Source organism: Tessaracoccus aquimaris (assembly GCF_001997345.1).
GTDB classification, from domain to species: Bacteria; Actinomycetota; Actinomycetes; order Propionibacteriales; family Propionibacteriaceae; genus Arachnia; species Arachnia aquimaris.
Genome location: NZ_CP019606.1, coordinates 146,361 through 159,013 on the forward strand (window position 1 = coordinate 146,361; position 12,653 = coordinate 159,013).

9 protein-coding genes are annotated in these 12,653 nt (G+C 69.0%); 8 read left to right on the forward strand and 1 reads right to left on the reverse strand.

The features are described from left to right. The first annotated feature begins 173 nt into the window (after positions 1-173). From BW730_RS00705 to BW730_RS00725, 5 genes are read left to right on the forward strand one after another with little or no spacing between them, the layout of a single operon-like run. Complete coding sequence (locus BW730_RS00705) at positions 174-950, forward strand: adenylyltransferase/cytidyltransferase family protein (RefSeq protein ID WP_077684631.1); 777 nt, start codon at positions 174-176, stop codon at positions 948-950. Between the two features lie 9 nt (positions 951-959). Then, a complete protein-coding gene (locus tag BW730_RS00710; RefSeq protein WP_077684632.1) occupies positions 960-2,123 on the forward strand; it encodes a DUF1972 domain-containing protein in 1,164 nt (387 codons plus the stop codon). 22 nt (positions 2,124-2,145) lie between these two features. After that, a complete protein-coding gene (locus tag BW730_RS00715) occupies positions 2,146-3,273 on the forward strand; it encodes a Gfo/Idh/MocA family protein (RefSeq protein ID WP_077684633.1) in 1,128 nt (375 codons plus the stop codon). Then, positions 3,273-4,136, forward strand: coding sequence for a hypothetical protein (locus BW730_RS00720; protein WP_077684634.1), 864 nt, complete (start codon positions 3,273-3,275; stop codon positions 4,134-4,136). Before BW730_RS00715 ends, BW730_RS00720 begins: the two co-directional genes overlap by 1 nt. Beyond that, positions 4,133-5,272: a glycosyltransferase gene (locus BW730_RS00725; protein WP_077684635.1), complete on the forward strand. Its 1,140-nt coding sequence runs from the start codon at positions 4,133-4,135 to the stop codon at positions 5,270-5,272. The genes BW730_RS00720 and BW730_RS00725 overlap by 4 nt, the downstream gene beginning before the upstream one ends. 1 nt (position 5,273) lies before the next feature. Here the strand turns inward: BW730_RS00725 and BW730_RS00730 are convergent, their stop codons facing one another. Next, positions 5,274-6,026 (reverse strand): CDP-alcohol phosphatidyltransferase family protein, encoded by a 753-nt coding sequence (locus BW730_RS00730; protein WP_077684636.1) that lies wholly within the window; start codon positions 6,024-6,026, stop codon positions 5,274-5,276. A gap of 243 nt (positions 6,027-6,269) precedes the next feature. On the opposite strand from BW730_RS00730, the gene BW730_RS00735 reads away from it, so the two are divergent. Genes BW730_RS00735 through BW730_RS20090 form a run of 3 tightly spaced genes read left to right on the forward strand, consistent with a single transcriptional unit; the run spans position 6,270 to position 12,649 of the window. Then, complete coding sequence (locus tag BW730_RS00735; RefSeq protein WP_145952658.1) at positions 6,270-6,974, forward strand: DUF4352 domain-containing protein; 705 nt, start codon at positions 6,270-6,272, stop codon at positions 6,972-6,974. A gap of 1 nt (position 6,975) precedes the next feature. Then, the gene (locus BW730_RS00740) at positions 6,976-8,235 is read left to right on the forward strand and encodes an MATE family efflux transporter (RefSeq protein WP_077684638.1); all 1,260 of its coding nucleotides are present in this window, start codon (positions 6,976-6,978) and stop codon (positions 8,233-8,235) included. Further along, entirely contained in the window at positions 8,228-12,649 is a 4,422-nt protein-coding gene (locus BW730_RS20090) for a PKD domain-containing protein (protein WP_077684639.1), read from the forward strand. The genes BW730_RS00740 and BW730_RS20090 overlap by 8 nt, the downstream gene beginning before the upstream one ends. Positions 12,650-12,653: the final 4 nt, after the last annotated feature.

Sequence of the window (12,653 nt, forward strand, 5' to 3'; positions counted from 1 at the left end):
CCCGGACCAACTGGTCCGGGCCGCCGCTTTTCTGCATCCGGGCGTCCGTGTCACGTGCACCTCACGGCGAGAAACTTCTCAAACCGCTAGGCATTCGGGGATCCGTGTGCGACAGTGTCGAGATAGATCCCCAGGGATCTGGTAACTCGTTGCACTTTAGGGGGATCGTGCACATGGGTACTGCCTTTTTGCTGTCCACTTTCGACCTGGTCAACGGCGGCGACGTAGATGTCGTGCGCCAGGCCGCCGCGGAGTCGGACCGCCTCGAAGCCCGGGTACTGACCGATGAGGCCGTGAGGGCCTTCTCCGGTCGCGACCCCGTGGTGCCAGAGCGCGAACGGCTCGAGATCATCGGGTCGCTGCGCGAGGTCTCCGACGCGGCGTTGTTCGATCCGGGCGATGTGCTGCGGCACGGCCCGCGGGACGTCGTGTTCGCACGGGCCGATGTCGGCGTGGGGCGGGCGCCGGTCGACCGGCTCCTGACGCCGCACGCGGTGCCGATCGACGACTGGATCAGGACCGTTCCGACAGCCTCTGGCGGCGTCCTCGGCTACGTGCCCGGCGCCTGGGACCGCTTCCACATCGGACACCTGAACATCCTGCGCAGAGCGCGCCAGATGTGCGACCAACTCGTGGTCGGGGTCGTGACCGATGAGGAACTCTTCGGGGCGAAGGGCCAGATGCCGATGGTCACGCTCGAGGAACGGGTCCAGGTCGTCGCGGCGGTGGGGATCGTCGACGCAGTCGTCGTCGACTTCTCGACGAGCAAATTGGACGTGTGGGACAGGGTGCGCTTCGACGTCCTGTTCAAGGGCGACGACTGGATGGGCACCGCCAAGGGCAACCGGCTCGAACAGGAGATGGCAAGCGTCGGCGCGGCCGTGCGCTACTTCCCGTACACCCAACACACGTCGTCGACGACGCTGCGTCAGATCCTCGCCGGTCGCTGAGGAGCGTGAATGACAACCGAACACGATGTGGCAGCGCGGTCCCGTGACGGGGCGGTTGACTCAAGGCCGACCGTCAGGATCCTCGGAACGCACGGAGTGCCCGCGAACTACGGCGGCTTCGAGACGGCGGCGGAGAAGGTCGGGCTGCACCTGCGCGACAACGGCTGGCGCGTGATCGTCTACTGCCAGGTCCAGGGGAAGGGGCCCATCGGCTACGACGAATGGCGCGGGATCGAGCGGGTCAACATTCCGGTCGCCCTGCCTGGCTGGCGCGGCACATCGATGTTCGACCTGCTGTCGGTCAGGCACGCGGGCAGGCACCGCGACGTGAACCTCGTCTTCGGGTACAACACCGGCATCTTCAACCTCTGGCAACGGGTGCGGCGGGTTCCGATGGTCATCAACATGGACGGCATCGAGTGGTCAAGGTCGCGGTGGGGGTTCACGCGCCAGGCGATCCTGTACGTCAACGAGCGCTTCGCCGCGCTGTTCGGCAACCATCTGATCGCGGACCATCCGGAGATCGAGAAGTACCTCTGGACCAGGGCCCCGAGGCGCAAGATCACCATGATCGCCTACGGAGCGGACGAGGTGCTCGAGGCGGACGAGGCCCCCGTGCGGGCGCTCGGCCTCGAACCTGGCCGCTACCTGACGCTGATCTGCCGGCCCATCCCGGAGAACTCGATCCTCGAACTGGTGGAGGGCTTCTCCCGACGGCCGCGGCACGTCAAGTTGGCGCTGCTGGGCGATTACCGGCCCGACGAGGACGAGTACCACCGTGCGGTGGTGGAGGCAGCCTCGGACGAGGTCGTCTTCCTGGGTGGCATCTTCGACCCTGATGTGGTGCAGCCACTGCGCTTCCACAGCGCGATGTACCTGCACGGCCACACCGTCGGCGGGACCAACCCCTCGCTGGTGGAGGCGCTCGGGGCAGGCAACCCGGTGCTCGCGCACGACAACGCGTACAACCGGTGGACGGCCGGGCCCGCGCAGGCGTACTTCTCCACCGCGGATGAGGTCGCGGAGAGGCTCGACGAGGCCCTCGGGTCGCCCAGCGGCCTGGCCGCGATGAGCGCGGCGGCGCGCGTCAGGTACCGGTCCGGGCTGACCTGGCAGCAGGTGGGGGAGCAGTACCGCGAACTGCTGGAGAAGTTTCGACCGCTGAGTCGATGAGCATCTGCCTGAGGGGGCACACATGGTGAAGGTGGCCGTGATCGGTCTGGGGAAGATGGGGATCTCCCATCTGTCGATGGTGCGGGCGCTGCCCGGCGTCGAGGTGGTAGGAGTCGTCGACGCTGCGGGCTTCATGCTCGGCGTCCTGAAGAAGTACACGGGGCTCGAGGGCTACCCCTCGATCGAGAGGATGCTGGAGCGGGAGCGCCCGGACGCCGCGATCGTCGCGACGCCGTCGAGGATGCACTACCCGATGGTGCGCCAGTTGCTGGAGGCGGGCGTCTCGGTCTTCTGCGAGAAGCCATTCACCCTGAGCGGCGCCGAGGGCGACGAACTGGTCGACCTTGCGCGCTCCCGCGGACTGGTCACCCAGGTGGGCTACCACAACCGGTTCGTCGGGGCGTTCGCGGAGGTCAAGCGCCTGCTCGACGAGGACGCGATCGGCGAGGTCACCCACGGCCTCGCCGAGGCATACGGCCCCGTCGTGCTGCGGCCGCAGGGCGGCACCTGGCGGAGCAAGAGTTCCGAGGGCGGCGGTTGCCTCTACGACTATGCGGCTCACCCGCTGAACCTGATCAACTGGTACTTCGGGCAGCCGGAGGGCGTCGGCGGCACCGTCCTGAACAGGATCTTCTCCGCGGAGATCGACGACGAGGTCAGCTCGACGCTGTACTTCCCCGGGGGCCGCACGGTGTCCGTCTCCGTGAACTGGTCCGACGAGTCCGTCCGGAAGATGACGACCAGGATCACGCTGTGGGGCAGACGCGGGCGCATCTTCGTCGACCGGCAGGAGGTCCAGGTCTACCTTCGGGAGGACGCGGAGGCCCCCGTCGGCTACCAGAACGGCTGGAACGTGCGCTACACCACGGAACTGACGGAGCCGGTCGAGTTCTACCTGCGCGGCGAGGAGTACACGGCGCAGCTCGTGCACTTCGTCGAGCGGGTCAGGGCGGGTGAACACGACGGGCTCAACACGTTCGAGTCGGCCGTCCAGACCGACAAGCTCATCGAGTCGATGATCGAGGACTCGCGTCGTGGGGCGGGCGTCGACCTCGCCGGGGCGCGGCAGGCGGTGCGGCCACGCAAGCGCCCGCTCAGCGTGCGCGTGCGCGCCGCGGCGCGGGCGCTGCGTGGCCAGGAGGTGAAGTGATGGATCGGCTGCTCTTCGGGGACAACCAGTTCTTCGGCGTGAACCACATGTCTGAGGAGAAGGCCCGACAACAACAGATGCGGTTCCAGAACACCGACGCCGTCATCGACGTGCTGCGCGACGCCTACGACGAGGGCGTGAAGACCTTCATGTGCACCACGCACGACCGCATCGGTGAGGTCGCCACCTACTTCCTCGACCACCGCGACGAGTACCCAGACTTCACGTTCTTCCCCGGCATGCCGTATGCGCACAAGTACGCCAACGCCGTCACCACCGACGGGATGCTCGGCGCCCTTCAGCGCTTCCTGCCCGCCTCTGGGCTGCTCGATGCCGCGATGAGGGGCACCTCGTCGTTCGTGGGGAAGGACATCCAGGGCATCGTCACGCTGCTCATCGACACCGAGATGCGCATGTTCGAGGGCCTCCCGACCCCCGTGATCTGGCTGCAGAATGTCGTCACGGACCTCCTCCTCGGGTTGGGGTTCGACGAGGCGTTCACGATCTTCGCCGACCACGTCCGGAGCAGGTACGACGCGGAGCCGGGCTTCATCACGATGAACCTTCCGAAGCTGGCGGGCGTGCTCGCCAGGCGCGGCATCGCCAACCCGCTGATCTGCTCGAACATCAACAAGCTCGGGTTCCGGATGTCTGGAGGCATGGACGCCTACCGGGAGGCGCTGGAGAGCCACGACTTCCGTGCGGTCGCCATGTCCGTCTACGCGTCGGGGGCGATCCCCGCGGAGGAGGCCATCGCGTGGGTGTGCGAGCAGCCGAACATCGAGGCCATCGTCTTCGGTGCCTCGTCGCGCGCCAACATCCGCAACACCCGGGAACTCGTGGACCGGTACTGGGAGCGATGAGCGCGACGGTGCTGATCGCCAACCCGGGCGCCGACCTGTACGGATCGGACCGGATGGCGCTCGAGAGCGCGCGGGCGTTTGTCGACGCCGGGTTCAGGGTCGTGGTGACGGTGACCCGCCCTGGCCCCCTGATCGCCCAGTTGACCGACGCGGGCGCGACGGTGATCGAACTGCCGGTCCCCGTCGTCCGGAGGGGTCTGCTGTCGCCGCGCGGGCTGCTGACGCTGGCGAGGCAGACGGTGACGAGTTGGGGCCCGATGTGGCGCCTCGTGCGCCGCTACTCACCGGAGGTGATCGTGGTCAACACCGTCACCGCGCCGCTGTGGTTCGCGGTCGGACGGCTCGCAGGGTGCCGGGTGGTGTGCCACGTCCACGAGGCGGAGGCCATGACGTCCAGGGTGCTGCAGGCGGCGCTCTACCTGCCGTTGCTCGCCTGCACCTCCGTCATCGCCAACTCCGCCGTCACCCTCGAGGTGCTGCGCGCCGCGTCGCCAGCGGTCGCACGGCGGGCAACGATCGTGCGCAACGCCGTCGTCGGGCCCTCCGTCGAGGCGAGGGCGAGGAGCGGACCGGCACCTCCGGTGCCGCGGGTGCTCTTCGTGGGGCGCCTTTCGCACAGGAAGGGCCCGCACGTCGTGCTGGAGGCCGCCCGCATCCTGCGTGAGCGGGGGCGGGAGGTGTCGGTCGATCTGGTGGGCTCGGTGTTCCCGGGCAACGAGGGCTACGAGTCGTCCCTGCGGGATCAGGTGAGGGACTCCGGCCTCTCGGAGCGGGTCAGCTTCCACGGCTTCCAGGCCGACATCTGGGGCTTCCTGGAGCGCGCCGACCTGGTGGTGGTCCCTTCGGTGCTCGACGAGTCGTTCGGCAACACGGCCGTCGAGGCGGCGCTGGGGGCGAGGCCACTGATCGTCAGCAAGATTCCCGGGCTGATGGAGGCCACGGAGTCGGTCACCAGCCGTGTCGTCGTGCCACCAGGAGACGCCGGAGCGGTCGCGGACGGGGTCGAACGCGTCCTCGACGGCTGGGAGGACTACGCGCCGATGGCCGCCGTCGATGCATCGCGGGTGGCGCGGCTGTTCTCCCGGGCGCGGTACGGGCGCGACCTGGTGGCCGCGGTCGGGTTGGACGGGGCCTGAGTCAGCCCGCAAGTTCCGAGTCGAGCGCCTTCAGGCGCCGCAGCCATACCGGCAGCACGAGCATCGTGTAGCCGGCGTTGGCGACGGCCAGGAACAGGTACACCCAGGCGAAGATCTGCGGCCACGCGAGCAGCAGGAACGACAGGGCGAGGATCCCGTAGTCGGTGGGCAGTTTGAGCAGTGCAGAGAGCGTCGACCCGGAGGCGGCTCGGCCCTGCGGCCTGCCAAGCCGCAGCCCCGCGACCCGGGTCAGGAGTTCGGTCAGCAGGAAGCCGAAGAAGTGCACCACGTAGACGGCCGAGAACAGCAGCGGCACCAGGTACCAGACCGGCTCGAGGTCAGTGAACCGGTACATGGAGATCAGCACGGCCAGGTGAAGCGTCGCGATCTTGAACGAGTCGATGACGTGGTCCAGCCATTCACCGGTCAGGCTGCCACCGCCGCGCAGCCGCGCCAACTGGCCGTCCGCGGCGTCGAGGGCATAGCCGAGCACCAGGGCAACGGTGACGACGAGCGCGGTGAGCGGGCCGGGCGGAAGCAGTGCGATGAGCGCGATCCCCGTCAGTGTGAACGCCGCGCTGACCATGGTCACCTGGTTGGGTGTCAGGCCGATCTGGTGCGCCGCGGCTGCGAACACCCTTCCCAGGGGGCGGTTGATCAGCACCGAGTAGATCGGGGCTCCCTTGTTGCTCTTCTGCGCGGTGCGCAGCCGCGCGAAGTCCTCCGAGAAGGTGGTGTTGGCTCGCTCCGACATCCTGGCGCCCCTCCAGTCGTTCCCCGAAACTGTAGCCAGTATTCGCCCGCCGGGGCCACGGAGACGCGAACTCGGCGCGTCGCCGGGACCGTCCAGAAGAAAACGCGTGACACGGATCGACCTGGAGAGTTATGCTCCGGCCACGAGAGAGAACTGAGCCGGGTCGTGGCGATTGCCGCGACATCGGTAGGGGGCCGGTGGCGACTTCGCGACCACTCGTGATTCTTCGGGGGGAGAATGCACATGGGTATCAGGCATCGCTACGTCGCGGCTCTCATCGCCGTGCTGGCGCTGAGCGGCTGCAGTGCCGCGGCCGGCCAGGGGCCGAGCCCCTCGGCGCCCACCCCGAAGCCAACGGTCTCCGCGCCTCCACAGCCCGTCAGCACCGACCCGGGCGCAAGCGCCTCACCCGCGGCCTCGGCATCCGAGCCGGCGCCCGCCCCGTCGGCCACCGGCACGCCGACCGCGAAGCCGTCGCCCGTGACCGTCGACCCCACCCCGCTGCCGAAGGTGCTGCGCTCCGAGGGCGCCCCGAAGCCGACCACCACGGCCGAACCGGCCGACACGAAGGCGAAGGTCGAGTACTCCGACGGCGTCACCCTGCGGATCACCGACGTCGAGTTCGGCGAGGAGACCAAAGAGGGGCCCGGACGGTTCCCCGGACGGGAGTACGCGATCCTCTCGCTCGAGATCAACAACTTGGGCAAGACGGCCATCAACCTCGACACCACCGTCGTCACCGTGCTCGACAAGGACGGCCAGCAGGTCGCCCCGGTCTACGTCGAGGAGGCTGAGGTCTCCGACTTCTCCGGACCGGTCGCGCCCGGGGCCACTGCCAAGGCGCGCTACGCGTTCGCGGTGCCGAAGGAGTCGCGCTCCCAGGTCACCGTCGTCGTCGACTTCGACAGCGTGCACACCTCAGCAGTCTTCAGCGGCGAGCTGAACTGAGATGGCGATGGGAGTCGGCGGCCTGCTGAGATCGCGGGCGGTCGGTGCGGCGGTCGCGCAGGTGTGGCAGGCCGTCGGGAACTTCGGCCTGCAGATCATCGCGGCCTGGACCCTCGGCGCCGCGGGCCTCGGCCTGATCAGCCTGTCGCTCGGCGTGATCATCCTGGCGACCGCGCTGGCGAGCGGCATGATCGGCGACTCGCTCGTGATCCTGCAGCGCGACAATCCACGGATCCGCGGCGCGCTGCTCGGATGGGCCCTGATCGTGGCGGCGGTCTCTGCGGTTGTCACCGGGGTGGCGATGGCTGTCACGCTCCTCACGCCGCTGCAGGCGGTGCTGTTCGCGTGCGCGTTGGTTGCCTTCCAGTTCGAGGAGCTGCTGCGCCGGGTGTTCATGGGTGTCATGCAGTTCTGGCGGCTCGTGGTGGTCGACTCGGTCGCCGTCATGGGCGCGCTCGGCAGCCTGGCGCTTGTGGCCATGTTCGGCTCGGTCACCGTCGAGGCGTTCTTCGCCGCGCTGCTGTTCGGGCAACTGGCGGCCATCGTCGTCGCGGTCCTGCTGCTGCCCCGTGAGGAGCGGTGGCTGGCGCCGGTGCGGGGGGCCGACCTGCGTGCGGTGTGGGCCTTCGGGTCGTGGCGTGGGGCTCAGGTGGCCGTGCCGCAACTGATGATGACGGCCTCGCGGGTCCTGATCACCGCGTTCGCGGGCGGGGTGGCGCTCGGCCTGGTCGAGGGCGCCCGGATCCTGGTGGCGCCCGTCCTGTTGACCGTCCAGGGCCTCGGGTCGTACCTGCTGTCGACCTACGTGCGCGACAAGTCGATCGGCGTAGTCGAACTGCGCCGCCGCGCATGGCGCGCCTCCGGGCTGATGATGGGGGCCGCCCTGCTCGCAGGCGCGGCCATCTTCGCCCTCACGGGTCCCCTCGGGCGGATCGTCGGGGACATCGCCGTTGAGCGCCTCGCCGTAGCGGGCTGGGTCGCCTACGTGATCGCCTCGGCCTCCTTCCAACCTTTCGCCAGCCTCGCGGCCGTGAAGGGCGCCCCTCGCAGGGTGTTCGCGTGCCGCGTCGTTGATGCCAGCTTCGCGGCGGCACTGTTCGTGATCGTCCTGGCGGCCGGCCTGCCCGCCGCCTGGGCGCCCTTCGTACTCGCCGCCGGCCTCGTGCTCGGTGGGGTACTGGTGCGGGCTGCGGTGCTCGCCCCGTTGACCAAGGAGTCGCCCGCGAGGCGGGCGACCGAACTGAGGATCGGCCATGCGTAAGAACCTCTCGCCGTCGTGGCGACACCTGATCGGCTTCCTGGCCGCCCTGTTGGTGGCTCTCACGGGCGTCGTCGCCCTCGACAGCCCTCAGACGGCCGCCGCCGTGACCCTTCCGGGCGATCCGCCGACGGTGAGCGCCGAGCCGCTGCCCACCTGGCAGTTGGACGGCGTGGTGTGGAGCACCGTCGTGGTCGGAAACACCGCGTACGTGACCGGCGAGTTCTCGAAGGCGCGGCCTCCAGGCGAGGCGCTCGGCAGCCCACTGTCGATCGACGCGAAGAACATCTTCGCCTTCGACGTGCGCACCGGGAACCCCGTCACGTTCAACCACGCGCTCAACGGTCAGGGCCTGATCATCAGGGCCAATCAGGAGGGCACAAGGCTCTACGTCGGCGGCGACTTCACGACGGTCGACAACGTGGCCAGAGGCCACATCGCGGCGTTCGACCTCACGCAGGCAGGTGCGCCGTTGACATCGTTCAACGCCCGCACGGACGGTCAGGTCAGGGCCTTCGCCACGATCGACCAGACGGTGTACGCGGGCGGCAACTTCCGCTCGTCGAACGGCCTGCCGCGGCAACTGTTCGCCGCCTACGCAGCCGACACAGGCAGCCTGCTGTCCTGGGCGCCCAACGGGGGAGACAGTGGCTTCGTCTGGACGATGGTCGCGGCCCCCGACAAGTCGCGCGTGATCGCGGGCGGCTCGTTCTCGACGCTCAACGGGGTCAGCGCCTACGGCATGGGTTCGCTCGACGCGACCACAGGGGCGACGCTGCCGTGGGCCGCGAACCAGCGGCTGCGCGCCTCAGGCGCCAACGGAGCGATCAACGGCCTCTCCACCGACGGCACGTCGATCTTCGGGTCCGGCTACGCGTTCGGCTCCGGAGCAGAGTTCGAAGGGACCTTCGCCGCGAACCCCACCACCGGCGCCATCGAGTCGATGAACGACTGCCTCGGCGACACCTATGAGACGTTCCCGATGGGCGGCGTGCTCTACACCGTCGGCCATGAGCACGACTGCTCCCAGGTCGACGCGTACCCCGACACCAACCCGAGGAACAGGTGGCAGACGGCCAGCGCGGAGCGGATCGGCACGACCATCGGCACCTACAGCACCACCGACGCCTACGGCTGGAACTTCATCGGCCTTCCCTACACGGGCATCATGCAATGGTTCCCGACCCTGGCCTTCGGAAGCTACACCTCCGCCGGGCAGGCGGCCTGGACGGTCGGCGGAAACGGCGACTACCTGGTGCTCGCGGGCGAGTTCCCGCGCGTCAACGGGCAGGCGCAGCAGGCCCTCACCCGGTTCCCGAAGCGCGGCGTCGGGCCGACCGCCAAGCCGGTCATCGCGGGCAGCGCGACCCCGACACCCATGCCCATCGGCGACGGGAAGGTGCGCGTCGTGTTCAACGCCATGTACGACAGGGACGACGCCAACCTCACCTACGACGTCTACCGCACCACCAGCGCCACCCGGGTCGCGACCATCGTTCGGCAAGGCGCGACCTTCTGGCAGACGCCGACCCTCACCTTCACCGACGCCGGGCTGACGCCCGGCACGCAGGTCCGCTACCAGATCCGAGGAAGGGACGCCGACGGCAACGCGCAGTGGTCCGCCTGGTCGGGGTACGTCACCGTCACCGGCACCACGCCCTCCACCTTCGCGGCGGGCGTCGCGGCGCTCGGGGCGAGCCATCACTGGAGGCTCGGTGAGGGCACCGGGGCGCCGCTGCTGATCGACTCGGTCGGCGACGCCCACGGCACCTACTCCGGAGCAACGCTCGGCGTCTCCGGCGCCGTCACCACCGAGTCCGACACATCGGTCAGGCTGACCGCTACCGGGCAGGTGCGCACCAGCACTCAGGACTCGGTCAGCCAGGCGGTCACGGTCGAGGCGTGGGTCAACACCACGAGCAGTCGAGGTGGCCGGATCATCGGCATGGGGAGCCAGCCGGTGGGTGACTCCACGACAACCGACTCGGTGCTCTACCTGGACAACTCGGGGCGGGCGAACTTCACGGTCACCGATACCGCGCGCCGCACCGTCACGTCGCGTGGCGCGATCCGCGACGGCAAATGGCACCATGTCGTCGGCGTTGCGGGCGCGGACGGGCTGCAACTCTTCATCGACGGCATTCGGGTGGCCCGCGACCAGCGCGTCCAGGCGCCTCGGTTCACCGGCTTCTGGCGGCTCGGCGCCGACATCACCAGGGGCTTCGCCAACCAGCCGAGCGATAAGGGCCTGGCAGGCACCCTCGACGAGGTCGCCGTCTATCCGAAGGCTCTGACCCTTGCCGAGATCCAGGCGCGGTACACGGCGAGCGGCCGCACCGGTGCCTGGGGCACCCGACCGGCCGACGGATATGCCACCGCTGTGCTCGGCGACGCCCCCGACCTGTTCTGGCGCCTGGGTGAGTCCTCCGGCAGCGTGCTTGACTCGTCCGGCTCGGGCAACGTCGGCACGGTGGCGGGCACGGTCGTCCGCAGGCAGAGCGGCCCCGTCGCTGGCAGTTACGCCGCGACCTTCAACGGCAGCAACGCCACCGTCGTGGGGCAGCAGGGCTGGGCAAGCCCTGGGCCGTTCTCCGCCGAGATCTGGTTCAAGACCACCACCACGCGCGGCGGCAAACTGATCGGCTTCGGCAACACGACAAGCGGTCTCAGTTCGTCCACCGACCGACATGTCTGGATGCTGAACAACGGAAAGCTGGCGTTCGGCACCTACGCCGGCGTCGAACAGACCCTGACCTCGGCGCAGAGCTACAACGACAACCAGTGGCACCACGTGGTCGCCACGCAGGGCTCCTCCGGGATGCGGCTCTACGTCGACGGGACGGAGGTCGGCAGCAACGCGAGCGCCGCCGCGGAACCCTATCTCGGCTACTGGAGGATCGGCGGCGACAAGGTGTGGTCCGGCGCGACCAGCAACTACTTCGCGGGGCAACTCGCGGAGGCCGCCGTGTACCCGTCCGCGCTGAGCGCCGACGCGGTGCGCGCCCACTACGTGGCGGCCGGAGGCACCGCTCCCAACAGGGCGCCGACCGCCTCGTTCACCACCGCGAAGTCGTACCTCGGCGTCTCCGTCGACGGCAACGGCTCCTCTGACCCGGACGGCCCGCTCGCGGGCTACGTCTGGAACTTCGGCGACGGCGCGACCGCGAACGGCGCGACGGCCACCCACACCTACGCCGCCGCAGGCACGTACCAGGTGTCCCTGACCGTCACCGACCCGCAGGGACTCAGCAACACCTCGACGGTGCCTGTCACCGTCGCGGCAAATGTCGCTCCCGTTGCGGGCTTCGACGCCGCCGTCAACCAGCACAGCGTCGCCTTCGACGCCGCCTCATCCACTGACTCCGACGGCCAGATCGACCACTACGCGTGGGCATTCGGCGACGGTGCCACCGGTTCCGGACGCGGTGCCACGCACGACTACGGCGCGGCCGGCACGTTCACCGTCAGCCTGACTGTCACCGACGACCAGGGCGCGACCGACACCCTCACCAAGACCGTCGTCACCGTCGATGCGCCCAACGCCGCCCCGACGGCGTCGTTCCAGGCAACGAGCGACCAACTCCTCGCCTCGTTCGACGCCTCCGCCTCGAGCGACCCGGACGGCACCATCGTGTCCTACGCATGGGACTTCGGTGACGGGTCAACAGGCACCGGCGCGAGCCCCACGCACACCTACCCGGACGCAGGCACCTACCAGGTGGGCCTGACGGTCACCGACAACAAGGGGGCGACGGGTCAGGTCACCAAGGCCTTGACCATCACCGTGACACCGGCCCCCGTCGCCGTGGACGCGTTCGAGCGCAGCCAGAGCGGCGCGTGGGGTAGCGCGGACGCTGGAGGCGCCTGGACGATCGTCAACGGCGCCGCCCGATTCTCCGTTGCCGACGGCAAGGGAAAGATGACGCTCGTCAACCCCGGCAGCGGCGTCACGGCGCGGCTCGACGCGGTCAGCGTCGACGATACCGACCTCAGCTTCGACGTCGCCATGGACAAGGGAGCCACCGGGTCCGGCAACTATGTCAATGCCATCGGCCGCAATGTCGCGGGCGCGGGCTTCTACAGCGCAAAGGTCAGGGTCCTGGACACCGGCGCCGTGCAACTCATCCTGCTCAGGACCATGGGAACCACCGAGACGGCCATCACCAGCCAAGTGATGCCGGGCTTCACATATACGGCGGGTGAGACGCTCAGGGTGCGGCTCCAGGTCACCGGCACCGGCACCACGACGCTGCGCGTCAAGGTATGGCGCTCGACCACCGAACCGACCGCCTGGAACCTCACCGCCACCGACACCACCGCAGCGCTCCAGAGCGCCGGGGCATCGGGCTCGGCAGCTATCTCTCCGGATCGAGCAGCAACGCTCCGATCACCTTCTCGTTCGACAACCTTTCGCTGACACA